25 protein-coding genes and 3 tRNA genes are annotated in these 23,999 nt (G+C 70.3%); 11 read left to right on the plus strand and 17 right to left on the minus strand.

Annotated features, from left to right (window positions below):
• The first annotated feature begins 103 nt into the window (after window positions 1–103).
• The 3 genes from FB467_RS12480 to FB467_RS12490 all read left to right on the plus strand — a co-directional run bounded on the left by FB467_RS12480 (window position 104) and on the right by FB467_RS12490 (window position 3,902).
• On the plus strand, window positions 104–1,783 hold the full coding sequence (locus FB467_RS12480) for a DUF3141 domain-containing protein (RefSeq protein ID WP_141785387.1): 1,680 nt from the start codon (window positions 104–106) through the stop codon (window positions 1,781–1,783).
• Window positions 1,784–1,894: 111 nt separating this feature from the next.
• Complete coding sequence (gene phbB, locus FB467_RS12485; RefSeq protein WP_141785388.1) at window positions 1,895–2,638, plus strand: acetoacetyl-CoA reductase; 744 nt, start codon at window positions 1,895–1,897, stop codon at window positions 2,636–2,638.
• Window positions 2,639–2,843: 205 nt separating this feature from the next.
• Complete coding sequence (locus FB467_RS12490; protein WP_141785389.1) at window positions 2,844–3,902, plus strand: ankyrin repeat domain-containing protein; 1,059 nt, start codon at window positions 2,844–2,846, stop codon at window positions 3,900–3,902.
• Between the two features lie 57 nt (window positions 3,903–3,959).
• Here FB467_RS12490 and FB467_RS12495 read toward each other — a convergent pair whose 3' ends face one another.
• The 6 genes from FB467_RS12495 to FB467_RS12520 all read right to left on the minus strand — a co-directional run bounded on the left by FB467_RS12495 (window position 3,960) and on the right by FB467_RS12520 (window position 6,074).
• Window positions 3,960–4,217 (minus strand): type II toxin-antitoxin system RelE family toxin, encoded by a 258-nt coding sequence (locus tag FB467_RS12495; protein ID WP_141785390.1) that lies wholly within the window; start codon window positions 4,215–4,217, stop codon window positions 3,960–3,962.
• Complete coding sequence (locus FB467_RS12500) at window positions 4,217–4,498, minus strand: type II toxin-antitoxin system Phd/YefM family antitoxin (protein ID WP_141785391.1); 282 nt, start codon at window positions 4,496–4,498, stop codon at window positions 4,217–4,219. Before FB467_RS12500 ends, FB467_RS12495 begins: the two co-directional genes overlap by 1 nt.
• 206 nt (window positions 4,499–4,704) lie before the next feature.
• Window positions 4,705–4,779: transfer RNA gene (locus FB467_RS12505), tRNA-Val, on the minus strand.
• 28 nt (window positions 4,780–4,807) lie between these two features.
• A tRNA-Cys gene (locus FB467_RS12510) sits at window positions 4,808–4,878 on the minus strand.
• Window positions 4,879–4,905: 27 nt separating this feature from the next.
• A tRNA-Gly gene (locus FB467_RS12515) sits at window positions 4,906–4,978 on the minus strand.
• 106 nt (window positions 4,979–5,084) lie between these two features.
• Window positions 5,085–6,074, minus strand: coding sequence for a YihY/virulence factor BrkB family protein (locus tag FB467_RS12520; protein WP_170230707.1), 990 nt, complete (start codon window positions 6,072–6,074; stop codon window positions 5,085–5,087).
• Window positions 6,075–6,257: 183 nt separating this feature from the next.
• Between FB467_RS12520 and glgX the strand changes: the two genes are divergently transcribed.
• Window positions 6,258–8,390, plus strand: coding sequence for a glycogen debranching protein GlgX (glgX, locus tag FB467_RS12525; RefSeq protein WP_141785393.1), 2,133 nt, complete (start codon window positions 6,258–6,260; stop codon window positions 8,388–8,390).
• 4 nt (window positions 8,391–8,394) lie between these two features.
• Here glgX and FB467_RS12530 read toward each other — a convergent pair whose 3' ends face one another.
• The gene (locus FB467_RS12530; RefSeq protein WP_141785394.1) at window positions 8,395–9,282 is read right to left on the minus strand and encodes a PPK2 family polyphosphate kinase; all 888 of its coding nucleotides are present in this window, start codon (window positions 9,280–9,282) and stop codon (window positions 8,395–8,397) included.
• A 69-nt stretch (window positions 9,283–9,351) separates the two neighbouring features.
• On the opposite strand from FB467_RS12530, the gene FB467_RS12535 reads away from it, so the two are divergent.
• Both FB467_RS12535 and FB467_RS12540 read left to right on the plus strand, forming a co-directional pair.
• Window positions 9,352–9,801, plus strand: coding sequence for a pyridoxamine 5'-phosphate oxidase family protein (locus tag FB467_RS12535; RefSeq protein ID WP_141785395.1), 450 nt, complete (start codon window positions 9,352–9,354; stop codon window positions 9,799–9,801).
• The gene (locus tag FB467_RS12540) at window positions 9,789–10,598 is read left to right on the plus strand and encodes a dihydropteroate synthase (protein WP_170230709.1); all 810 of its coding nucleotides are present in this window, start codon (window positions 9,789–9,791) and stop codon (window positions 10,596–10,598) included. Before FB467_RS12535 ends, FB467_RS12540 begins: the two co-directional genes overlap by 13 nt.
• Before the next feature lie 17 nt (window positions 10,599–10,615).
• Here the strand turns inward: FB467_RS12540 and FB467_RS12545 are convergent, their stop codons facing one another.
• The 6 genes from FB467_RS12545 to ligD are packed head-to-tail and all read right to left on the minus strand — an operon-like array spanning window position 10,616 to window position 16,624.
• Window positions 10,616–11,104, minus strand: a complete 489-nt coding sequence (locus FB467_RS12545) for a nucleoside deaminase (protein WP_141785397.1) — start codon at window positions 11,102–11,104, stop codon at window positions 10,616–10,618.
• Window positions 11,101–11,565: a hypothetical protein gene (locus FB467_RS12550; RefSeq protein ID WP_141785398.1), complete on the minus strand. Its 465-nt coding sequence runs from the start codon at window positions 11,563–11,565 to the stop codon at window positions 11,101–11,103. Before FB467_RS12550 ends, FB467_RS12545 begins: the two co-directional genes overlap by 4 nt.
• 2 nt (window positions 11,566–11,567) lie before the next feature.
• Window positions 11,568–13,208 (minus strand): hypothetical protein, encoded by a 1,641-nt coding sequence (locus FB467_RS12555; RefSeq protein ID WP_141785399.1) that lies wholly within the window; start codon window positions 13,206–13,208, stop codon window positions 11,568–11,570.
• A 21-nt stretch (window positions 13,209–13,229) separates the two neighbouring features.
• The gene (locus tag FB467_RS12560; protein WP_141785400.1) at window positions 13,230–14,447 is read right to left on the minus strand and encodes an alpha/beta hydrolase; all 1,218 of its coding nucleotides are present in this window, start codon (window positions 14,445–14,447) and stop codon (window positions 13,230–13,232) included.
• A gap of 25 nt (window positions 14,448–14,472) precedes the next feature.
• The gene (locus FB467_RS12565; RefSeq protein WP_141785401.1) at window positions 14,473–15,540 is read right to left on the minus strand and encodes an ATP-dependent DNA ligase; all 1,068 of its coding nucleotides are present in this window, start codon (window positions 15,538–15,540) and stop codon (window positions 14,473–14,475) included.
• A gap of 4 nt (window positions 15,541–15,544) precedes the next feature.
• Window positions 15,545–16,624, minus strand: a complete 1,080-nt coding sequence (gene ligD, locus FB467_RS12570) for a non-homologous end-joining DNA ligase (protein WP_141785402.1) — start codon at window positions 16,622–16,624, stop codon at window positions 15,545–15,547.
• Between the two features lie 80 nt (window positions 16,625–16,704).
• Here ligD and FB467_RS12575 point away from each other — a divergent pair, with 80 nt between their 5' ends.
• The 4 genes from FB467_RS12575 (at window position 16,705) to msrB (ending at window position 19,275) form a co-directional block, all read left to right on the plus strand.
• Window positions 16,705–17,058 carry a DUF2500 domain-containing protein gene (locus tag FB467_RS12575; RefSeq protein ID WP_141785403.1) on the plus strand — a complete coding sequence of 118 codons (354 nt, stop codon included), beginning with the start codon at window positions 16,705–16,707 and terminating at the stop codon, window positions 17,056–17,058.
• Between the two features lie 114 nt (window positions 17,059–17,172).
• On the plus strand, window positions 17,173–17,541 hold the full coding sequence (locus FB467_RS12580) for a ClpX C4-type zinc finger protein (protein ID WP_228393208.1): 369 nt from the start codon (window positions 17,173–17,175) through the stop codon (window positions 17,539–17,541).
• A complete protein-coding gene (gene clpX, locus FB467_RS12585) occupies window positions 17,538–18,815 on the plus strand; it encodes an ATP-dependent Clp protease ATP-binding subunit ClpX (RefSeq protein ID WP_141785404.1) in 1,278 nt (425 codons plus the stop codon). The genes FB467_RS12580 and clpX overlap by 4 nt, the downstream gene beginning before the upstream one ends.
• A gap of 22 nt (window positions 18,816–18,837) precedes the next feature.
• The gene (gene msrB / locus FB467_RS12590; protein WP_141785405.1) at window positions 18,838–19,275 is read left to right on the plus strand and encodes a peptide-methionine (R)-S-oxide reductase MsrB; all 438 of its coding nucleotides are present in this window, start codon (window positions 18,838–18,840) and stop codon (window positions 19,273–19,275) included.
• Window positions 19,276–19,293: 18 nt separating this feature from the next.
• On the opposite strand, the gene hemQ is transcribed toward msrB, so the two are convergent.
• Genes hemQ through FB467_RS12605 form a run of 3 tightly spaced genes read right to left on the minus strand, consistent with a single transcriptional unit; the run spans window position 19,294 to window position 22,036 of the window.
• Window positions 19,294–20,001, minus strand: a complete 708-nt coding sequence (hemQ, locus tag FB467_RS12595; protein WP_141785406.1) for a hydrogen peroxide-dependent heme synthase — start codon at window positions 19,999–20,001, stop codon at window positions 19,294–19,296.
• Window positions 20,002–20,043: 42 nt separating this feature from the next.
• A complete protein-coding gene (gene hemG / locus FB467_RS12600) occupies window positions 20,044–21,465 on the minus strand; it encodes a protoporphyrinogen oxidase (RefSeq protein ID WP_211350605.1) in 1,422 nt (473 codons plus the stop codon).
• Window positions 21,466–21,469: 4 nt separating this feature from the next.
• Window positions 21,470–22,036 (minus strand): YceI family protein, encoded by a 567-nt coding sequence (locus FB467_RS12605; RefSeq protein ID WP_141785407.1) that lies wholly within the window; start codon window positions 22,034–22,036, stop codon window positions 21,470–21,472.
• Between the two features lie 146 nt (window positions 22,037–22,182).
• Here FB467_RS12605 and yczE point away from each other — a divergent pair, with 146 nt between their 5' ends.
• On the plus strand, window positions 22,183–22,839 hold the full coding sequence (gene yczE / locus FB467_RS12610) for a membrane protein YczE (protein WP_141786650.1): 657 nt from the start codon (window positions 22,183–22,185) through the stop codon (window positions 22,837–22,839).
• 22 nt (window positions 22,840–22,861) lie between these two features.
• Here the strand turns inward: yczE and hemE are convergent, their stop codons facing one another.
• The gene (hemE, locus tag FB467_RS12615) at window positions 22,862–23,998 is read right to left on the minus strand and encodes a uroporphyrinogen decarboxylase (protein ID WP_141785408.1); all 1,137 of its coding nucleotides are present in this window, start codon (window positions 23,996–23,998) and stop codon (window positions 22,862–22,864) included.
• Window position 23,999 lies beyond the last annotated feature (1 nt).

The raw sequence follows: 23,999 nt of genomic DNA on the forward strand, positions 1-23,999 counted from the left end.
TGCAGTAGGCCCAGTAGTCCGGGTTCGGCCCGGGCCCGTCACCCCGGGTCCGGGCCGTCCTCATGCTGTGGCCCCGTTCGTCCCACGTGAATCTGGAGTGCATATGACCGCCACCACCAGCAGCAGCCGCAACAGCACCGGCCCCATCGAGCTGGCCTTCGAGCCGATTGTGGGTGCCTACCTGGAGCACGTGAGGGAGCCGCAGCTGAGTCGGTGGGCGTTCGCCCCGTTCGACGCGATGACCGCGATCACCACCGGCTGGGTGGACTACCTGACCCGTGCCGTGGAGCGGCGCGCCACGCCGCTGGACCTGGCCCACGACGCCCTGGAGTGGTGGCAGGCCGTGCACACCAAGGTGGAGCCGACCTGGTCCACCCCGTTCCGGGTGGAGCGCGAATGGGCCACCGCCCGGCTGCTGGACTTCTCCGACGCGGACACCGCGATGGTCCCGACCGTGATCCTGCCGCCGCAGGCCGGTCACGCCTCCACGATCGTGGACTACACGCAGACCCAGAGCCAGGTGCGCACCGCCCTGCAGAACGGCCTGGACCGACTCTACGTGCTGGAGTGGAAGGGCGCGACGGAGGAGACCAAGGACACCACGATCGAGGACTACATCACGATCCTCGACGACACCGCCGCCGCGCTGGGCGGCAAGATCAACCTGGTCGGCGACTGCCAGGGCGGCTGGCTCGCCGCGATCTACGCGGCGCTGCGTCCCGGCGTCGTGAACAGCCTGGCGATCGGGGCGGCCCCCATCGACTTCCACGCCGGCTACTCGGCGATCCGCGACTGGACCGAGGCCTTCCGCGCGACGGGCGAGCTCGCGGCATACCGGGGCATGGTCGCCCTTGGCGGCGGGGTCTACCGCGGCCAGAACCAGGTCACCGGCTTCAAGATGCTCGAGCCCGCCGGCCAGGTCCAGCGGCAGATGGATCTGTGGGCGCACATCGACGACCCGGACTTCGTGCAGCGCTACCGCGACTTCGTCACCTGGTTCGAGTGGGACCAGGACATGGCCGGCACCTTCTACCTGTGGGTGGTCGAGCACCTGTTCATGAACAACGAGCTCGTCAAGGGCACCCTCCGGGTGGCCGGCGAGACGGTCGACCTCGGCAAGATCACGGTGCCGCTCTACCTCCTCGCCGGGACCAACGACCACATCACCCCGCCCGAGCAGGTCTGGGCCCTGGTGGAGCACGCCAACACCCCGGCGCAGGACGTGCACAGCCGGCTCCTGGAGGCGGGCCACCTGGGCCTGTTCATGGGCCGTCAGGCGCTGCGCGAGCACTGGGGTCCGATCTTCGGGGACATCCGCACCATCTCCCGGGTGGAGCCCCGCAAGACCGCGGCTCCCAAGACCGAGGACGAGCCGGCTGCCACGCCGGCCAAGCGCACGACCACGGCCGCCAAGCCCAAGGCCACCCGTAAGGCCGCGCCCGCCAAGCGGAAGGCGACGCCGGCCAAGCGGACCGCGGCAGCGACGACGACTTCCCGGGCCACCAGCGAGCCGAAGGCGGCCACCTCAAAGGTTGCGACAGCGAAGGCTGAGGAGAAGGTCACCAAGCCGAGGGCCACCAAGCGGTCCACGGCTGCCGTCAAGCCGCCGGCGAAGGCCGCGACGCCGAAGCCCACCACGGCGCAGGCCGAGCCGAAGGACACCGCGCCAAAGACCACCACGGGCCAGGCCGCCAAGCGCTCCACGGTGGCCTCCACGCCGCCGGCGAAGGCTGCCGACACCCCGGTGGCGGACACCCCGAAGTCCACCGACACCCCGGACTGAGCCCGGACGGGCCAGCTCCTTCTGCGCTCCGGACACCCCGCGGAGCGGACCGGCCCGGTTCTCAGTACCATCGGCACCATCACAGGCAATGGCGCCTACTAGGAGGTTTCGATGGTCACGGCACGCACGGCTCTGGTTACCGGTGGGACGGGGGGCATTGGTTCGGCCATCGTCGAACGACTGCTCGCCGAAGGGCACCGGGTAGCGACGAACTACCGCAACGAGGCGAAGGCGCAGGCCTGGCAGGCCAAGATGAAAGAGGCGGGCCACGACGTGCTGGTCGTGCCGGGCGACGTCTCGGACCCGGAGGACTCCCAACGCATGGTGGAGCAGGTCTCCGCCGAGCTCGGCCCGGTAGAGATCCTGGTGAACAACGCCGGGATCACCCAGGACACCACCTTCCACAAGATGAGCCCCGAGCAGTGGCAGTCGGTCATCAACACCAACCTCGGATCCGTCTACAACGTCACCCGGCCGGTCATCGGCCCGATGCGTGAGGCCGGGTGGGGTCGGGTCGTGCAGATCAGCTCGGTCAACGGCCAGAAGGGCCAGTACGGCCAGGCGAACTATGCCGCCGCCAAGGCCGGCATGCACGGGTTCACCATCTCCCTGGCCCAGGAGAGCGCGAAGTTCGGCATCACCGTTAACACGGTCTCCCCCGGGTACGTCGGCACCGAGATGGTGATGGCCGTCCCCGAGGAGGTGCGCGCCAAGATCACCGCGCAGATCCCCGTGGGCCGCCTCGGCTATCCCGCGGAGATCGCGTATGCCGTGTCCTTCTTCCTGCCCGACGAGGCGGGCTGGGTCACCGGCGCCAACCTGGCCATCAACGGTGGCCACTACATGGGCTGGTAGGAAGCCGGACTCCCGCGTCGTGCATGCGGGAGCTCGTCCGGCATGACCTCCGCTCGCGTTCGCTGTTCGGTATTGACCTGGTGGACACCCTCACCTGGACGGCAGCCAGCTCGGGCTCTCGGACCGGCGCGAGGAGCACGTCTCCCGGCTCACCGCGGATGACAGACTGGCCCCCGTTGAGAGATGACCACGGTGGGGAGGCTCCATGCCCAAGCGCACGACATTACCCAAGGACTTTGCCGAACAGTTGCCCGCGGCGTCGCTCGATGACCTGGTGGCGGTCTTCGACCGGTGCGAGCTCGACGCCCGCGTCAGACCCGGCGGGATGACCGCGATCGGCCTCATCGACTGCCCTGACGGGCTTATCGAGTGGCTTGTGGGCCAGGGTCTAGACGTGGACGCCGGCGATAGCTACGACACCTCGCCACTGTGGCTCCGGGCCTCGCGCGGGCGGCCTGAACAGATCCCGCTCCTGCTCTCTCTCGGCGCCGACATCGAGCACCAGCGTGCCTCCAGCGGCACCCCGCTCCACGGCGCCGCGGGCTACCAGAGGGTTGACTCCGTGCGGGTCCTGCTGGCGCACGGCGCCGACGTCAACGCCGTCAATGCCTCCGGGCATACGCCACTGGCCTTCGGCCTCCGCCGCACCCGGAACATCACCATCCCCGCGATGGCGCAGATCGCGACGCTGCTCATCGATGCCGGGGCGACCGTCAGTGACGACCTATCTGTCCAGGTGGAGCGCATCGGCAAGGACTTCGAGTTCCACCGCGCCAACCTCTCCACCGAGTTCCTCACGAAGACCGAGGAAGGACTGACAGCGCTGTATGAGCTCTTCGGGGCGACGCCGGCGGCTCGTCGGCAGCTGCATGACGGGTCCTCCCCCATCACTGTGCCCGCGGGCTCGTGGCAGGACCAGCACCAAGCACTCTGGGACTTTCTGGTGCCCTCCGGCGGTGCCGCCGCCACGGTCCAGGGTGAGGTGATCCGGGTCACCGGGCGCCTCGCCCACGAGATCCTCGACAACGGAGGAGCCAACTGGGACAAGGACTTCCGCACCATGCTCAAGGCCGTTCCGAAGTACTTCGCGCAGGGCGAGTCCCTGCCGTCAGAAGCGATCCGTGAGGCCAGGTCATCAGCTCGTCGGCTGCGCTCCGGACAGGGCGACCAGGACACGGTCTACACACTGAGTAGGCTCGCGGTCTCCTGGGTGTCTGCCAACCCCACACCAATCCGGCTGTCACCACCGTCCTACTACCGCTGAGGACCTCGTGGGTCCCCTGGGGCCAGCCATCCGGCAGTACCGGAACGACATGGAGCGTCAGCGGTAGACGTCCGCGCGGTGCTCGATCGCGATGATGGTCACGCGATGGTCGATCCGGTAGATGATCCGGTAGTCGCCGCGGCGTGCGCTGTGCAGCCCTTCAAGGTCGAAGCGCAGGGCCTTGCCGACACGCTGCGGATTGTTCGCGAGCGGGCCATAGATGAACTCGATGGCCGCCGTAGCCACTTTCTCGGGCAGTCTGTGCAGCGCCCGTTTGGCCGTTGGCGTCCATGCGATCTCGTACTGCTCCGCCATCAGGTGTGCAGCGTGGCAAGGATCTCTTCCTTGCTGAGGACGTCGGCCTCGCCGGCGACGAGCTCATCAAGGCTGTTTTGAACCTGGACGAGGAGCTTGGGTCGGCTCACGACCTCCAGCGTCTCCTCCAGCGACTCCAGGTCATCGATGCTGACAACCACCGCAGCCGCCTTGCCGTGACGAGTGATGACGACCCGGTCATGCTCCCGCTGGACCTGATCCACCACCTCGGACAGGCGATTCTTCACGTCCCTCAAGGCCATCGCAGCATCCACACTCATAGCCACAAGTGTAGCCACATCGAGCCGCGGGTCAAGATCTCTTCTCCTGCGCTCAAGGACTCCATCGACGGCACCGCTGAGCAGACGGCATACGCGGATGGCCCACCATGCGTCGGCGCGCCTTGAACTTGCGCCACGACCGTAGCCATCCTGGACACAGCAAAAGTCAGAACCCCTTCCGAAGGGGTTCTGACCTGGGGTGATACTGGTGGGCGATACTGGGTTTGAACCAGTGACCTCTTCCGTGTCAAGGAAGCGCGCTACCACTGCGCCAATCGCCCGGGCGTGCTGCTGAAGCGTCCAGCTGCGAGGTGGAGACGGGATTTGAACCCGTGTAGACGGCTTTGCAGGCCGTTGCCTCGCCTCTCGGCCACTCCACCGCGAGGCATCCGATGATGCTGCCTCCGAGCGGACGACCGGGTTCGAACCGGCGACCTCAACCTTGGCAAGGTTGCGCTCTACCAACTGAGCTACGTCCGCGAATGACCCCTTCAGGTTTCCCTTGGGGCGTCACGGAACTTTAGCCGACGGACCGCCTCTGTCCAAAATCGGGGTGTCGGCGCGTGCGAACCGTCCCGGGACCGGCTCATTCGATCCCCTCGCGGTCGACCGGCGTGAGCGTATGCCGGGGCTCGGGCGGGTCGTCGCCGGACCGGCGGTCCTCCCACCAGTCGCTGGCCCGGGTGATCGGCCCGCGGTACTCCGGCGGGGGCCAGAGCCGGCGGATGGCCGCATTGAAGGCGGCGCCGATCAGGATGGCCAGGGCGATCAGGTAGAACCAGATGAGCACGATGATCGGTGCGGTCAGCGGGCCGAAGATCGTGGCACCACCGATCGCCACGACCGCCCAGGCGCGCAGCAGGCCCGAGGCGACCACGATGATGACGCCGGCCAGCACGGCGCCCGGGATGTCCCGGACGAAGGGCGACTTCTGCGGGGTGGCGAAGTGGTACAGCCCGGTGAGCCCGACCAGGGCGGAGACCCCGACGACGGGCCAGTAGGCGATCAGCACCGGCTCCACCTGGGTGGGCAGCCAGCGGGCCAAGAGGTCCGGCCCGATCAGCACAAGCGGGAAGATGATGGAGCCGAACAGGATCGAGCCGGCATACAGCGACAGGCTCAGCAACCGGGAGCCGATGATCCCCCGGATACCGGTCTGGCCGTACATGATCGAGACGGTGTCCATGAAGACGTGCAGGGCCCGCGAGCCGGACCACAGGGAGAGCACGAACCCGATGGACAACAGATCGGCGCGCCCGCCCTGCAGGGTGTCGCTGACCGTCGGCATGATCAGCTCGTCGACCACCTCGGGGGTGAGGAACCGCCCGGACCACTCCTGGATCGCCTGCGTCACGTTGGTGAGGGCGTTGGCCCCGATCCACTCGGACATGAAACCGACGCCGGCGATCAGTCCCAGCAGCAGGGGCGGCATCGACAACAGCATGAAGAAGGCGCCCTCGGCCGACAGGCCGGTGACCCGGTAGCGCATCGCGATCTTGACCGTCTCGATGACCAACCGGATCACCGGGATCGCGCCGGGGATGGGGCGCAGCACCGTGTAGGCGGCCCGTCGCACGCTCACCATCCGCGAGAGCTCCCGCGACTGGGCTGGTCAGCGAGGTGCGGCACTCCCCCACGGTACTCAGCCCACGCCGTGGGTGCCGGGAAAGACGCACCCACGTGTCGACATACGGGATGATGGGTCGTCGACAACGTGGTCGCAGCAACCCCCCGTGACCCCCGTAGAGAAAGACCCTGGATGGACATCTGGCCCGGCAAGCCCTACCCGCTCGGCGCGACCTATGACGGCTCCGGCGTGAACTTCGCGATCTTCTCCGAGGTCGCGACGGGCGTCGACCTCTGCCTCATCGACGACGACGGTGTCGAGACCCGGCACCCGTTGACCGAGATCGACGCGCACGTGTGGCACGGTTACCTGCCCAACGGCCAGCCCGGGCAGCGCTACGGCTTCCGGGTCCACGGGCCCTACGACCCTGAGCGCGGCCACCGGTGCAACCCGGCCAAGCTGCTGCTGGACCCCTACGCCAAGGCGGTCGACGGGCAGGTGGACGGCGACCCGTCCCTGTTCTCCTACGACTTCGAGGACCCCTCGGTGGTCAACGAGGACGACTCGGCCGGACACACCATGCTCTCGGTCGTGGTGAACCCCTACTTCGACTGGGGCCACGACCGCCCGCCGCGGCACGAGTACCACGACAGCGTCATCTACGAGGCCCACGTCAAGGGCCTGACGATGACCCACCCGGACATCCCCGAGGCGGTGCGCGGCACGTATGCCGGGCTCGGCCACCCGGCGATGGTCGAGCACCTCACCTCCCTGGGAGTGACGGCCGTCGAGCTGCTGCCTGTGCACCAGTTCGTCCAGGACCACCACCTGGTCGAGCAGGGACTGTCCAACTACTGGGGCTACAACACCATCGGCTTCCTCGCCCCGCACAACGCGTATGCCGCGAACGGCACCCGGGGCCAGCAGGTCACCGAGTTCAAGAGCATGGTCAAGGCGCTCCACGATGCCAACATCGAGGTGATCCTCGACGTGGTCTACAACCACACCGCCGAGGGCAACCACCTGGGGCCGACGCTGGCCTTCCGCGGGATCGACAACGCCTCCTACTACCGGCTGGTGCCGGATGACCCGTCGCACTACTACGACACGACCGGCACCGGGAACAGCCTGCTGATGCGCAACCCGCACGTCCTGCAGCTGATCATGGACTCGCTGCGCTACTGGGTGACCGAGATGCACGTCGACGGCTTCCGGTTCGACCTCGCGGCGACCCTGGCCCGGCAGTTCCACGAGGTGGACAAGCTGTCGGCCTTCTTCGACATCATCCAGCAGGACCCGGTCGTCTCCCAGGTCAAGCTGATCGCCGAGCCGTGGGACCTCGGCGACGGCGGCTACCAGGTCGGCAACTTCCCGCCGCTGTGGACCGAGTGGAACGGGCGCTACCGGGACACCGTGCGCGACTACTGGCGCGGCACCCCGGCCACGCTCGGGGAGTTCGCCTCCCGGCTCACCGGGTCCTCCGACCTGTACGAGCAGTCCGGGCGTCGCCCGATCGCCTCGATCAACTTCGTCGTCGCCCACGACGGGTTCACGCTGCGCGACCTGGTCTCCTACAACCACAAGCACAACGAGGCCAACGGTGAGGGCGGCACCGACGGGGAGAGCCACAACCGGTCCTGGAACTGTGGCGAGGAGGGCCCCACGGACGACCCGGCGGTGAACGCGCTGCGGCTGCGGCAGCAGAAGAACTTCCTGGCCACCCTCCTGCTCAGCCAGGGCGTGCCGATGCTCGCGCACGGCGACGAGCTGGGCCGCAGCCAGCTGGGCAACAACAACGTCTACTGCCAGGACAACGAGCTGGCCTGGGTCGACTGGGACCTCGACCCGTGGCAGAGCGACCTGCTGGACTTCACCGGCAAGCTCATCGAGCTGCGCCGCACCCACCCGGTGTTCCGCCGCCGGAGGTTCTTCGCCGGGGACGCCTTCCACGGCGGGCAGAGCGAGCTGGGCGACATCGTCTGGTATGCCCCCGTCGGCCTGGTGATGGACGAGGACGCCTGGCGCAACGGGTATGCCCGGTCGATCATGGTCTTCCTCAACGGGCGGGCGATCGCCGCGCCGGACAACACCGGGCGGCCGGTCACCGACGACCACTTCCTGCTGTTGTTCAACGCCCACCACGAGCCGGTCGAGTTCACCGTCCCGGACGGGATCGACGCCACGAGCTGGACGGTGGTCGCGGACACCACCGGGCAGTGGGACGAGGACGCCGACCCGTGGCCCACCGGCGCCACCTACGAGGTGCCCGCGCGCTCGGTCGTGGTGCTGACGGGGACGCCCCGGGAGGAGCTCGCCGGGGAGTGAGCCCTCAGCTGTTGGCCAGTCGCTCCTTCTCGACCTCGATGTCGAAGTCGGCCTCCGGCCAGGTGAGGTCCATCGCCCGCAGGTGCTCCAGCAGCAGCTGCTGGACGGCCAGCCGGGCATACCACTTGCGGTCGGCCGGGACCACGTAGAACGGCGCGGACGCCGGCGAGCACTTGTCGAGGACCTCCTGGTAGGCGACCTGGTAGTCCGCCCACTTCTCCCGCTCGGTCACGTCACCGGGGTTGTACTTCCAGTACTTGTCCGGGCGGTCCAGCCGCTCGGCCAGCCGCTCGCCCTGCTCCTCCTTGGAGATCTGCAGGACGACCTTGATCAGGGTGGTGCCGTCCTCGATGAGCTCCTGCTCGAAGTCGTTGATCGTGCTGAACCGGCGCTTCCACTGGGCCGGTGGCACGAGGTCGTTGACCGCCACGACGAGGACGTCCTCGTAGTGCGACCGGTCGAAGACGCCGATCTTGCCCGGGCCGGGCAGTGCCTTGCGGATCCGCCACAGGAAGGGGTGCGCGAGCTCCTCCTCGGTGGGTGCCTTGAACGCGGTGAGGTCCACCCCCTGCGGGTCCACCGACCCGACCACGTGGCGCATGATGCCGCCCTTGCCGGCGGTGTCCATCCCCTGGATCACCAGCAGCACACGCTTGCTACCGCCGGCGGTGCCCTCGGCATACAGCCGTTCCTGGAGCCCGTCGAGCTCCCCGTCGGCCGCCAGCAGGGCGTCCACCCCGTCGGACTTGTCGCCGTCGAACGCCGGTGTGCGCCGCGTGTCGAGGTCGGCCAGGACGTATCCCTCGCCGACCCGCAGGGCGTCGCTGAACGGGGTCCCGGACGCCGCTGACGTGGACTTCTTCTTCTTGCCCTTCTTGCCCTTCTTGCCCATGGCCAGCATCCTCGCACGTCCGGCGATGGGCGGCCGGGAGCCGCCCGGCAGGTCCAGTAGCCTGGCCCCATGCAACCCCGGACCTGCCTGGAGCGGCGCCAGCACGCCGAGAACGTCTTCGCCCGGCAGCACGGACAGGTGTGGGTCGCCACGGCCCGGGAGTCCACCCCGCACCTGATCCCGATGTCGTATGCCGCGCTCGGCACCCGGATCATCCTGTGCACCAGCCCCTCCTCCCCCACCGGGAAGAACCTCGCGGCGTCCCGGACGGTCAAGGCCGCCTTCGGCACCACCGATGACCTGGTCCTGGTGACCGCGGAGGTGGCGGAGACCTACCCCAGGGACGAGGCGCCCGCCGAGGTCCGGCAGCAGTTCTCCGGACAGGCCGACTGGGACCCGACGACGACGCAGGGCGAGTTCAGCTACTTCGTGCTGCACCCGTCGCGGATCGACGTCTGGGGGCCGCAGGTCGAGAACGACGGGCGCCAGGTCATGCGGGAGGGCGAGTGGCTCTGCTGACGCCGGCCGGCGGGGATGCCCACGAGCTCCCGGCCCGGGGCCTGTTCGGGGTGCTCAACCTGTTGACGGAGAAGCCCGGGACGCTGCGGTATGCCGGGTCCGTGGACGACGCGCGCAGGCTGGCCGAGGAGTACCGGGAGGCGGGCTTCTACTCGGTCGACCTGGGTGCCCAGTCCTCGCACTACGCCAGCCGGGGCCTCGGCGAGGCGGAGGAGCTGCAGGTCCTCCTGCCCGTCGTGGAGGCCCTGGCCAGGGAGGGGCACACCGTCTGTGTGGAGACGGCCCGGGCGGCCGTCATCGAGCAGTGCACCCAGGCGGGCGCCCGGGTGGTGAACCTCACCGGCGGCATCGGGGACCCGGACGTCGTGTCGGCGCTCGCCCGGAGCGGCTGCTCGGTGATCACCGCGTTCACCCCGCGGGACTCCCCGCACCAGGTGCAGGACGTCAGCCTCGACGAGGACCTGCGGGAGCGGCTGTCCCAGGGGCTCGCCGACAACATGGACACGCTGCGGGCCGCGGGGGTGCGCTCGATCATCGCCGACGCCGGCATCGGGTTCTCCTACCCCGTCCCCTACAAGGAGTTCTCGCAGTACCAGGTCGAGACCATCCGCCGCACGCCCAGGCTGGCGGAGGCGCTCGGCGCCCCGGTCCTGGTCGCCGTGCCCCGGTTGCGCAACCTGTGGACGACCGCCGCCTTCGCCACCCTGGCGCTGGAGTTCGACGCGCACTTCCTGCGCTGCCACGACCCCGAGGTCGCCAGCATCGTCCAGCTGCTCACCGAGGGCGTGGACGAGTAGCGGCTACGGCCGACTGCTCAGGAGCCCTCCCCCGCTTCACGCTGCCACGCGGCGTGCCAGTCGGCGATGGCCCCGGCCGCCGTGGCCCGGACCGTGCCTCCGACCCCGCGCACCGGGAGGGACCGCTGCGCCGGTGGCAGCGTCAGCTGACGGTAGAACTCGGTGTCCTCGAAGCCGGCGGGGGCGGAGTCCTCCAGCTCCGCGGCATACCAGACGGTGGCGACCTGGCTCCAGTAGCAGGCCATCAGGCACAGCGGGCAGGGGTAGGCGCTGGAGTAGAGCGTGGCCCCCTCCAGCAGGTGGTTGCCGATGGTGCGGCACGCCTGCCGGATGGCCAGGACCTCGGCGTGCGCCGTCGGGTCCACCAGCGCCCCGACGGAGCTGATGCCCTCGCCGATGATCTCGCCGTCCAGCACGACGACGGCACCGAACGGGGTCAGCCCCGGCTCGTCCTCGAAGCTGCGGGACAACTCGATCGCGCGGGCCAGGTACTCGTCGGTCGTCATGGTGGATCACCTTCCCAGTAGGCGTTGTGGTCCGGCCCGGAGGGGTCGTCCCGCCAGTCGTCCGGAGGGTGGATCAGGCGGGGGCGGATCCGCTCCAGGTGGGCCTCTGCCTCGTCGTCGACGAGCAAGGCGTCTCGGGGAGCCGGGTCCGTGTCGGTCGAGTGGTAGATCCGGATCCGCATCCCGTCCGGCAGCGTCCCGGTGATCGACACCACGTCGAGCCAGTCCCGGAACCGTGCCGGATCGGTGCTCGTGGCTCGGGCAGGCAGGTCATAGGGAAGGACTCGGGTCAGCCGGCAGCGATCGGCCCCGGGTGTGAGCTGCAGGCGGGCCAGTTCCCGCTCGAGCGCGACCAGCTCGGTCCACGCCCCGTCCGGGAACCAGTCCGGGGAGCACTGGACCAGCAGGACGGCTCGATGGGCGGTGACTGACTCCCGGAACTCCGGCAGGGAGATGGGCACGGTCATCCCTCCTCGGGGCCTGCTGCGGCCACAAAGCGCGGCCACAGCGGTTCGTCCTGGGTGGCGCCGAGCAGTCCCACCACCCTGTGCCGCACCAGCGGTGCGAGATCGGACGGCAGCAAGTCCAAGAAGTCCTGGCACCGGGCGGGCGCCCCCTTGTCCACGACCGCCAGTCGCGCCAGGTGGGAGACCGCCAGCCCGATCACCAGGGCCGGGCCGGACGGGCGTCTCGGTGGGTGCGCGAAGCCGGGGACCGGCTCGTGGATCCGCGCGCTGTGCGCCAACCAGGATCGGCGGGCGGCCCGGGCGTCGGTGAAGGCGCCGAGGCTGGCGGCGATCCGCAGCACCCCGCGGACGGTGCGCTCGTCGTCCGCGGCATACCAGTCGGCACCGGGCGGGTGCTGCCCCTCCCGGCTGGTGCAGGTGACGATCTGCTCGGCCACGATGAGTTCCAGCGCCAACGCGGCCTGGTCGGACACCTCGGGGGACGCCTTGAGTTCTTCCAGGATCGGCGCGCCGGCGTAGTAGTTGCCGCCGAACCGCTCACCGCGGACGTGCTGGTAGAGGGCGTAGCACACGCTGCTCGCATCGGGCACCGGTCGGATGGTCAGCGCCCGGTAGCAGGTCAGGGCCGTCTCCAGGTCGAGGTCCAGGGTGACCGACCCCTCGTCGTGCTCCGTCCGCTTGGGCTGGGGATCGAACAGCAGTCGCAGGTTCTGGTGCACGGCCAGGGCCCCGGAACGGACGTCCATCGCGTGGGCGACCGAGGCCACGCCCGCCCCGGCGAGCATCCGGGCGCGGTGCTCGAACCGGGCCACCGTGGGAGCCGACTCGACGATCACCCTCGTGAGCAGGTCGGCGCGGTCCTGCGCGGAGTCCCAGGTGGGGGCGTAGCCGAACAGCGCCTCGCGCACCGCGTGACCGGCGGTGCCCCCGTCGAAGTCACCGACCAGCGCGGCCCGCACCACCGTCGTCGCGTACGAGGCCTGGAGCTCCCGGCCCGCCGCCAACTCCGGGGCCACCCGGCGGACGTGGCTCAGTTGGCCGGTGAGGTCCCGCACCCGGACCGGGTCGGACTGGGCGAGTGCCTCGCGCGCGGCGAGGTGGAACGGCTCGAGCGAGCGCCCGGCCCGGACGGTGGCGAGGAGTTGCTCCGACATGACCCCGTTGAGGGTCGTGGCGTTCGACAGCTTCACCACCCTCACCAGGCTGAACGTGCCCAACAGCGCCGCCGCCACCCAGACCGCGGCCCCGGCCCGCCCGAGCTCGTCGCTATCGAGCATGGCGCCCAGCCAGGACAGGACCATCGCCACCGCTCCCAGGAACACCCAGGTCCGCAGCCAACAGTAGCGCGCGATCTGACCGATCGCGGGCCAGTACCGCGCGTGCGTGAAGGCGATCGCGAAGACGATGGCCGCGGCCCCGAGGAGGAAGCCGTAGTAGATGGCCGCCATCTCCCCCGCGGCGAGCGAGTCCCCGACGTCCGCGTCGACCAGGAGCACGGTCAGCACCCCGAGGGCGACGGCACCGAGGACCGCCAGGGCGCCGAGGACCCGTGCCCGCACCGCCCCGGGGTGCCGCCACCCCGCCGAGGACCCGTGGAGCCAGCGGCTCAGCCGGCCGGGCCGCGACGGTGTGCTCATGTTGGTCCCCTTCGGCGTGGCTCAGGCCCGGTCGCGGGTGAGGAAGTCTCCCACCTGCTGCTCCCAGAGGGCGGTGTCGGTGTTCCACTCACGGCAGTGCAGCGGGCCGTCCCACAGGTGCAGGGTGACCAGGTCGGGTCGCCGTGCCGCGAGCCGCTCGGAGGGTCCGTAGGGGACCATGGCGTCGGTGCGGGAGTGCAGGATCAGCATCGGGTGGACGAGTTCGTCGGCCCTGGTCACCCAGTTGGCGACGGTCAGGTCGATCGGCTCGGACACACCGACCAGGGGCCGGGCCCACCGGCGCCCCATCAGGCCGCTGGCCAGCAGGGCCATCGACCGCGGCAGCCGGTTGAGGTCCGCCTGGTGGGACAGGACGTCTCCCCAGTCGATGACGGGGCAGTCCAGCACCACGTCGTCGACCCACCCGGACAGCTCCGACCGGTTGAGGGTCTGCAGCACCACGGCGCCCCCCATCGACCACCCGAAGAGGACGATGTCGCGCGCGCCGTGCCCCACGGCATACCGGATCGCGGCCTCGACGTCACGCCACTCCGACATGCCGAGGTTGTAGCGGCCGTCGCTGCTGGGCGGGGCGCCGAGGTCGTTGCGGTACTTGGGCACCAGTGCGGTGTAGCCGAGGCGGTGCAGCAACGGGAGGGCGCGCAGCGTCTCCTCCTGGCGGGCGCTGCGGCCGTGCACGAGGATCACCCAGCGGCCGGTGGCCGTGGCAGGCGGGACCCGCCACGCGGGCAGTTCCCCGATGTCGGAGGTCACCATGACCTCGTCGAAGTCCAGGCCGAGTGCCGACCCCGGGTCGCCGGCGTAGTAGTAGGAGTTCCAGCGGGCGGGTCCCGGCTCCAGGACCCCGCTGTCGATGCCGTGCACCTCCCGGGTGACCGTCCGGTCGATCGCCCGCCGCGGCGACAGGTCCTGGGAGAGCACCTCCCCGAGCCGGGCGTGGCCCTGTCCCCCCTCGAGCCACAACCCGTAGCGGCCCGGTGACAGGGTGTGCGGGGCGGCCCGCAGGGTCACCATGTCCCCCTCCACCGCGAGCACCCACGTGTCGTCCTTCTTCTCGTGCTCGGGGGTCACCACGCGCCGGGCGAAGTAGGTGGCCGCGCCGAGGGAGGCCAGGGCGCTGGTCACCGCCACCCCGACGCCACCCACCGCGGCGGTCGCGGCCACCTTCGGGCCGGTGGCCCGGGCGGCATGGCGCGCGGAGTCTGCGAGTCTGCTCACGGGTCACATCGTGGCACGGAGTGGCTCATCCACTGGTGAGGACCTCGGACACGTCGAACGACACGGGCTGCTCCAACTGGGCGTAGGTGCAGCTCGCCGGCTCCCGGTCGGGGCGCCAGCGCACGAACTGTGCGGTGTGTCGGAACCGCGCCCCCTCCAGGTAGTCGTAGCGGGCCTCGACCACGAGCTCGGGACGCAACGGGACGAAGGACAGGTCCTTGCCGGCGTTCCACCGGCTGGTCTCGTTCTTCCGGGGCGTGCGCTCCCCCTCCAGGTGGGCGGCCCAGTTCCACGGGTGGTCCTCGAAGTCCGTCACCAGCTCCTGCAACTCGGTGAACAGCTCCTTGCGGCGCGCCATCGGGAAGGACCCGATCACCCCGACGCTGGCCAGGCTCCCCTCCTCGTCGTAGAGACCGAGCAACAACGACCCGATCGCATCCGGTGCCGACTTGTGGACCCGGTAGCCGGCGACCACGCAGTCGGCGGTCCGCACGTGCTTGATCTTGGACAGCACCCGCTTGTCGGGTTGGTAGGTGCCGGCGGGGTCCTTGGCGATCAACCCGTCCAGGCCGGCCCCTTCGAACTGCTCGAACCAGCGTTGCGCCACCTCGGTGTCCCGGGTGAGCGGGGTCAGGTGGACCGGTGGCGCCACGTCGGCGAAGGCCTCCTCCAACCGTGCCCGGCGCTCCGAGAGCGGCCGTCCGGTGAGGTCCTCGTCGCCCAGGGCGAGCAGGTCGAAGGCCACGAAGCTGACCGGCGTCTCCGAGGCGAGCTTGCGCACGCGAGACTCGGCGGGGTGGATCCGCTGCTGGAGCGCCTCGAAGTCGAGCCGGTTGGCCTCCGGGTCCGCGACCACGATCTCCCCGTCGACGACGGCCCGCTCCGGGAAGCTGGCCAGCACCGCCTCCACGAGCTCGGGAAAGTAGCGGGTCATCGGTCGCTCGTTGCGAGAGCCGATCTCGACCTCGTCCCCGTCGCGGAAGATGATCGAGCGAAAGCCGTCCCACTTGGGCTCGTAGAACTGGTCGGGCGGGATCCCCTTCACCGGCTTGGCCAGCATCGGCTTCACAGGCGGCATCACGGGCAGGTCCATCGGCTCACTCCTGGTCCTGGGCGTCCCGGTCGGGGACGTCCGGTGGGTCGGGCAGGTCGTGCCGCTTGCGGCTGGGTTGGACCCGACGCGGCTCCCCGGGCATCTTCGGGTGGTCCGGCGGGAACGGCATCTCCCCCAGGCCGCGCTCCAAGTCGGCCTCCCACAGCGCGTAGGCAGGGTCCAGGGAGGCGGCGGTGGTGTCCATCTGCTCCCACGGGTCACCGGACTCGGCGACGCGGTCCGGGACGGTATGCACGGTGAACCCCTGCGGGTCGACCTCCGGCAGCTCCTCCCACGCCAGCGGGGTCGAGACCGGAGCTCCCGGCAACGGCCGGGGGCTCCAGGCGGAGGCGATCGTGCGGTCCCGGGTCGCCTGGTTGAAGTCGACGAAGATCCGCTCGCCGCGCTCCTCCTTCCACCAGGCCGAAGTCACCAGGTCGGGCATCCGCCGCTCCAGCTCCCGGGCGATGCCGATCACCGCGTGCCGCACCTCGAGGAACTCCCGGTCGGGCAGCACCCGGGCGAAGACGTGCACGCCCCGGCTGCCGGAGGTCTTCACGAACGGGGTCAGTCCCAGCTCGGTGAGCAGCTCCCGCAGGCCGAGGGCCACCGTCACCACGTCGCCGAAGTCCCGCCCGGGCTGGGGGTCCAGGTCGATCCGCAGCTCGTCGGGATGGTCGTTGTCGGCGCTGCGCACCGGCCAGGGGTGGTAGGTGATGGTGTTCATCTGCACCGCCCACACCGCGGTCGCCACCTCGTCGACGACGACCTGCGGATGGCTGCGGCCGGAGGGGTAGGTGCACATCGTGGTGCGCGCCCAGTCCGGATAACCCTTGGGCGGGTTCTTGGAGTAGAAGGCCTCCCCGTCGATCCCCCGCGGGAACCGCTGGAGCGTCACCGGCCGGTCGCCGAGCACCCGCAGCAGCGGGTCGCCCATCGCGATCACGTAGGCCGCGAGGTCGGCCTTGGTGACGGCCTGTCCACGGTCGGTCTCCGCCCAGACCACCCGGTCGGGGCTGGACAGCCGCACGCTCCGCTCCCCCGCGGGGCCCCCGACCTGCAGCGTCGTCGCGTTGCTCGCCATACCGGCCACCGTAGACCCCGGGGCCGACAGGCGGGTGCAGAAGCGCGGGCAGACCGCATACGGCGGGTAGCATCCGGCGCATGACAGGACTGGTCGCGGGCTCCTTCCTCATCATCTTCCTCGGGGTCCTCGCCGTCTTCGCCGTGATCATCGTGCTGATCGTCACCCAGGTGCAGCGGGCCCGACGGGAACGCCAGGCCAACGAGGCGGCGCCCGTGCTGACCTTCCCCGCGCAGGTGGTCGCGAAACGCACCGGCACCTCCGGCGGCGGCGAGACGCGGACGCGGACCCACTACTTCGTCACCTTCCAGCGCCCCGACGGGATGCGGATGGAGCTGTCCGTCTCCGGCGAGGAGTACGGCATGCTGGCCGAGGGAGACACCGGCCAGGTCACGCACCAGGGCACCTGGTACCGCGGCTTCACCCGCCAGTAGCACTGGTCGCACCCCGGCGAGACCCGACGACACACCGGGAAAGACCCGCGTGTTGTCAGTCACTGACTGACAGGTTACGGTCGGGTACAGGAGCACCGAACCTGGGAGGACCCCGTGGCGGACGACCGCAGCTGTTCGTTCTGCATGAAGCTCGACGTCGAGGCGCGATACCTGATCGCCGGACCCGGCATCTTCATCTGCGACGACTGCGTCCGGCTCTGCGCCCAGATCCTGGACGACCAGCTGACCCACTCCCCCGCAGGCACCGCCTCGGCGGTCCTGCCCTGGGGCGAGTTGTCCGACGAGGAGATGCTCTACCGACTGCCCCGGATGCGGGCACTCGCCGACCAGGCCGAGGACGGCCTGCAGCAGTGGGTGACCGAGCTGCGCCGCCGCTCGGTCACCTGGGAACGTATTGGCAGCGGACTCGGGATGACCCGCCAGTCCGCCTGGACCCGCTTCCACCGGGAGGTTGTCTCATGAGCACCGGTAACGACCAGCCCACCTGCTCCTTCTGCGGGAAGAGCCAGAAGCAGGTCGGCCGCCTGATCGCCGGCGCGGGTGTCTACATCTGCACCGAGTGTGTCGAACTCTGCACGGAGATCATTGAGGAGGAGTTGGCGGAGTCTTCGGAGTTGGGGTTGGGGGAGTTGCCCAAGCCGCGGGAGATTTTTGGGTTCTTGGGTGAGTATGTGGTGGGGCAGGAGCCGGCGAAGCGGGCGTTGGCGGTGGCTGTGTATAACCATTACAAGCGGATCCAGGCGGGGTTGGGGTCGGTGGGCAAGGGCGAGGACGCGGTGGAGATCGCGAAGAGCAATATCTTGTTGATTGGTCCGACGGGGTGTGGGAAGACGTATCTGGCGCAGACGTTGGCGCGGATGTTGAATGTGCCGTTCGCGATCGCGGATGCGACAGCGTTGACGGAGGCGGGGTATGTCGGGGAGGACGTGGAGAACATTTTGTTGAAGTTGATCCAGGCGGCTGATTTCGATGTGAAGAAGGCCGAGACCGGGATCATCTATATCGATGAGATCGACAAGATCAGTCGGAAGAGTGAGAACCCTTCGATTACCCGGGATGTGTCGGGTGAGGGGGTGCAGCAGGCGTTGTTGAAGATTTTGGAGGGGACGACGGCGTCGGTGCCGCCGCAGGGCGGGCGTAAGCATCCGCATCAGGAGTTCATCCAGATCGATACCTCGAACGTGTTGTTCGTGGTGGGTGGGGCGTTTGCCGGGTTGGAGAAGATCATCGAGGCGCGGGCGGGGAAGCAGGGGTTGGGGTTCGGGGCCCGGTTGCACACGGCCAAGGATGATGCGCAACGGTTGGGTGAGGTGTTGCCCGAGGATCTGATGAAGTTCGGGTTGATCCCGGAGTTCATCGGCCGGTTGCCGGTGATCACGACGGTGGCCCCGTTGGACCAGTCCGCGTTGGTCTCGATCCTGACCGAGCCGCGCAATGCGTTGGTCAAGCAGTACCAGCGGATGTTCGCGATCGACAACGTGGAGCTGGAGTTCACCGACGAGGCGATCGCCGCGATCGCCGACCAGGCGTTGTTGCGGGCCACCGGGGCCCGGGGGTTGCGGGCCATCCTGGAAGAAGTGTTGAACCCGGTCATGTTCGACGTGCCCTCGGAGGAAGACATCGCCCGGGTCGTGATCACCCGCGAGGTCGTCCTGGACAACGTCAACCCCACCATCGTGCGCCGCGAGACCACCCGCACCCCCCGCAAACGCACCCCCCGCAAGGAATCCGCCTGACGGGCGTAGCGTTGACCTCACCATGACCGATTCCGCGCAGAGCCAGAGCACGTCCACCTACCAGGTCACCAAGACCGACCAGGAGTGGCGGGAGCAGTTGTCGCCCGAGGAGTACGCGGTGCTCCGGCAGGCGGGGACCGAGCGTCCGTTCGTCGGCGAGTACACCGACACCACGACCGAGGGTGTCTACTCCTGCCGCGCGTGCAACGCCGAGCTGTTCCGCAGCGAGACCAAGTTCGAAAGCCACTGCGGCTGGCCGTCCTTCTACGCGCCGCTGGCCGAGGACCGGGTGGAGTATCTCGAGGACCGCTCGCTCGGGCGGGTCCGCACCGAGGTGCGGTGCGCCACCTGCGGCTCCCACCTGGGCCACGTCTTCGAGGGCGAGGGCTACGACACCCCGACCGACCAGCGGTTCTGCATGAACTCGATCAGCCTGACCCTGAGCCCCCTCGGCGACTGACCCGCCGGGGCGAGCCGGTCAGGGCAGGCGCTCGACCAGGTCGGCCACCGCGACCCGGGGGCCGGTGAAGAACGGGATCTCCTCCCGGACGTGCAGCCGGGCCCGAACCGCCCGCAGCTCGCGCATCAGGTCCACGATCCGGTGCAGCTCCTCGGCCTCGAAGGCCAGCAACCACTCGTAGTCGCCCAGCGCGAAGGCCGAGATGGTGTTGGCGCGGACGTCCCCGTAGTCCCGGGCGGCCAGGCCGTGCTCGCGCAGCATGGCGCGCCGGTCGTCCTCCTCCAGCACGTACCAGTCGTAGGACCGGACGAAGGGGTAGACGCAGACGTAGGAGCCGGGCTCCTCCCCGCTCAGGAAGGCCGGCACGTGCCCCCGGTTGAACTCCGCTGGCCGGTGCAGCCCGACGTTGCTCCAGACCGGCTCCAGGAACGCCCCCAGGCGGGTGCGCCGCAACCGCTGGTAGGCGGACTGGAGGGCCTCCACGTTGTCGGCGTGCCACCACACCATGAAGTCGGCGTCGGCCCGCAGACCGGACACGTCGTACACGCCCCGGACCACGACCCCCTCCCCGGCGAGTCCGTCCAGCAGGGCGGAGACCTCGGCGGCCAGGTCGGCCCGGTCCTCGCCCAGCGGGGAGACGGTGCGGAACACCGAGTACATCGCGTAACGGATCTCGCTGTTGATCCGCTCGGTGTCGAGGGGGGCGGGCTCAGGCTGCTCGGTCATGGCCCCATTGTCCGATGAGCGCTTCCGGCTCGGACAGCCGGGTCAGGGTCGGTCGACCAGCCGCCGGGCGGCCGCGCGGGCGGCGCGGATGCAGGCCGGGATCCCGACCCCGTCGTAGGCCGCCCCGGTCACCTCGAGCCCGCGGACCGGGGCGGTCTCCGCGCGGACGGCGGCCACCCGGTCCAGGTGGCCCACGGCATACTGCGGCAGTCCCCCGCCCCACCGTTGGACGAGGGCGTCGACCGGTGCCGGGACCGGCCCGCCCAGGAAGTCGGCCAGGTCCGCCAGGGAGGCCGTGACCAGGTCGGCGTCCGACCGTTGCAGCGCCCGTTCCTCCCGGTGGCGGCCGAGCGAGGTGCGCAGGACCACGAGGTCCTCCCCCGCGGGCCCGGCGCCGACCCCGGCCTCGGCGACCCAGGCCCACTTGTTCGCGCTGAACGTGGCCGCCTTGACCGCGCGCCGCTCCACCGGCGGCACCAGAAGCCCGGTGCCGGTGAGCGGGGGCAGCTCCGCGGCGCGGAAGGCGAGGGCGACGACGGCCATCGAGGCGGTCTCGATCCCCCCGACGAGGTGGGCCGCGCCAGGGCAGTGGTCGCGGAGCAGCCGGGCCGTGGGAGCCGGCGGGAGCGCGAGGAGCACCCGGTTCGCCCGGTATGCCGTGGGGGCGGGCACCGGGCCCGTGACCAGCTCCCACCCGGCCCCGTCCGGGTCGCGGTGGAGCTCGCGGACGGTGCAGCCGGTCCGGATCGTGACCCCCCGCTCGGACAGTGCGGCCGCCAGCGCGGCGGGCAGCCGGTGCAGCCCGCCGCGGAGCCCGGCGAAGACCGGTGCGGGGGTGGCCGTGGTGTCCGGGGCCGGGAGCGCCCGCGCGGCGACGTCGAGCAACCGTTCGCCTGACCGGTAGGCCTCCCAGAGGACCGGCATCGTAGCCGCGGCGGAGATCGACCGGGCGTGCCCGGCATACACACCGCCGAGCAGCGGCTCGAGGAGCCGGTCGGTGACGGCCTCCCCCAGGCGCTGCGCCACGAGCGAGCCGATGCTGAGGTCCGGCTCGGTGCCCGGGGCGGCCGGCTCCTCCCGCCGCACCCGGTCGACCTCTGGCCCGGTGAGGAGACCGAGCAGCGCGTCCGGGTCCGCGGGCACCCCCATGAGGGTGCGCGGCGGCATCGGGTGCAGGGCGCCGCGGCTCCAGATGGCGGAGCCGCGGGTGGCGGGGTGCACGACGTGCTCGGTCAGTCCGACCTCGTGCATGAGGTCGACCGCCTCGGGCCGACGCGCCAGCACGGACTCGGCACCCACGTCGAGGGTGACCCCCGCGACGGTCCCGGCCCGCAGCTTGCCCCCGACCCGGTCCGTACCCTCCAGCACCGTGATCGAGGACGGCGGGACGTGCCGGGTCAGCTCCCAGGCGGCGGCGAGGCCGGAGATCCCCGCCCCGACGATCAGGTGGCTGGCGCCGGACACCGGATCAGGAGGCGGTGTCGGACTTGATCGCCGACAGTTCGTACTCGACGTTGATCCGCTCGGACACCAGGACCCCGCCGGCGTCCAGCGCGACGTTCCACTCCAGGCCGAAGTCGCGCCGGTTCAGCCGGCGGCTGCCCTCGAAGCCGGCCCGCAGGTTGCCGTAGGCGTCGCGCTGCACCCCGATCAGCTCGATCGGCATGGTCACCTCCCGGGTGACGTCCCGGATGGTCAGCCGGCCGGTGACCAGGTAGGCGTTCTGCTCGACCTCCTCGACGGAGGTGCCCACGAAGACGATCTCGGGCCACCGCTCGACGTCGAAGAAGTCGGCGCTGCGCAGGTGCTCGTCGCGCTGGGCGTTGCGTGTGTCCACCGCGGCCGTGGCCAGGGTGATCCGCACGCTCGTGTCGGTCGGGGTCGCGCCCACCGAGAAGCGGCCCTGCACCTGGTTGAACGCTCCCCGCACGGTGGTGACCATCGCGTGCCGGGCGGAGAACCCGAACCGGCTGTGGTCCGGGTCGATGGTCCAGTCCCCCGCGATGTCGTGGTGCTGTGCTGCGGCGTGACTCATCGTGGTGCGGCCTCTCGCTGGACGGACGTGTAGCCGGAGTGTATGTCGTGCCGCCCCCCGGGGGCCGGTCCCCGGGCGGCAGGGGGCACGATGTGCCGGTGGCGGAAGAGCATCAGGATCACACCGAGGCGCTGGGTCTGCGCCGGATGACGCCGGCGCAACAGCTGCGGGCGGGCCGCCTGCCGCGGCGCCTGGTCCAGCTCTTCGTCGGGCTGACCCTGTTTGGGCTCTCCATGGCGATGCTCATCCGGGCCGGCCTCGGGATGATCCCGTGGGACGTCCTGCACTTCGGGCTGGCCCGGCACCTGCCACTGAGCTTCGGGGTCATCGTGATCCTGCTGTCCGTGGTGGTCCTGCTGCTGTGGATCCCACTGCGGGAGATGCCCGGCCTCGGGACGGTCGCCAACGCCCTGTGGGTCGGCGTCGCGGCCGACCTGTCGCTCGCGCTGCTGCCCGAGCTGACCCGCCTCCCGGCCCAGGTCGGCCTGATGGCTGGGGGCATCGTGCTCAACGCCGTCGCCACCGGGCTCTACATCGGGGCGCAGCTGGGCCCCGGCCCCCGCGACGGGCTGATGACCGGGCTGCCCCGGGTGATCCCGCTGAGCCTGCGCACCATCCGGACCGGCATCGAGGTCGTCGTGGTGCTGCTGGGCTGGTTGCTGGGCGGCGTCGTCGGGGTCGGCACGGTGCTGTTCGCGATCAGCATCGGTCCGCTCACCCAGTTCTTCCTGCCGCACCTGGTGATCCGGCTGCCCGAGGGCCCCGGGACCCCGGAGGACCAGCCTCCCCAGGTCGCCATCTGAGGCCTCGCTCGCGGGCGCGGGGTCAGCGGGCCGAGACCTCGTGCACCAGCTCGACGACGCGGGTCAACACGGTCGGGTCGGTGTCCGGCAGCACGCCGTGGCCCAGGTTGAAGATGTGGCCCGGCGCCTGGCGCCCCTGCTCCACGACGTCCCTGACCTTGGCCTCCAGCGCCTCCCACGGGGCGAACACCAGCGCGGGATCGAGGTTGCCCTGCACGGCATACCGGCCGCCCGTCCGGGCCACCGCGTCGGTGAGGGACACCCGGTAGTCGACCCCGATCACGTCCGCGCCGGCCGCGGCCATGTCCGGCAGCAGCTCACCGGTCACCACCCCGAAGTGGATCCGCGGGACGCCCAGGTCCGCGACGCCCTCGAGCACGGCGCGGCTGTGCGGCTCGACGAAGCGCAGGTAGTCCGCCCGCGGCAGCGCCCCGACCCAGGAGTCGAAGAGCTGCACGGCGGACGCCCCGGCCTCCGCCTGCACCCGGAGGAAGGCGCCGGAGATCTGGGCGAGACGGGCGCACAGGTCGTTCCACAGCTCCGGGTCGCCGTACATGAGGGCCTTGGTGTGCTGGTGGGTCTTGGACGGCCCGCCCTCGACCAGGTAGGAGGCGAGCGTGAACGGCGCCCCCGCGAAGCCGATCAGCGGTGTCGCGCCGAGCTCGGAGACGGTCTGGCGGACGGCTTGGGTGATGTCCGGCACCGTCTCCGGAGTCAGCTCGGGCAGGCGATCCAGGTCGGCCCGGGTCCGGAACGGCTGCGCCACCACCGGCCCGGTGCCCGGCACGATGTCGAGGTCAACGCCCACGGCGTGCAGCGGGACCACGATGTCGCTGAAGAAGATGGCGGCGTCCACCCCGTGCCGGCGCACCGGCTGGACGGTGATCTCGGTGACCAGGTCCGGGGTGCGGCAGGCCTGCAGCATCGGCACGCCCTCGCGCAGGGCGCGGTACTCCGGCAGCGAGCGGCCGGCCTGGCGCATGAACCAGACGGGGGTGTGCGGCACCTGCTCGCCCCGGGCGGCGCGGACCAGGATGCTCTCGGACGGGCTCGGGGACGAGGTCGGACTCGGGTCGTGGGAGGCGGCAGGGAGGGTCACGGTCCGATCCTCGCATGCGGCCGCGGCGTGGCCTCCGGGCGTGCCGAGGTCAACCGGCATA

The sequence above is a fragment of the Ornithinicoccus hortensis genome, from assembly GCF_006716185.1.
Lineage (GTDB): Bacteria > Actinomycetota > Actinomycetes > Actinomycetales > Dermatophilaceae > Ornithinicoccus > Ornithinicoccus hortensis.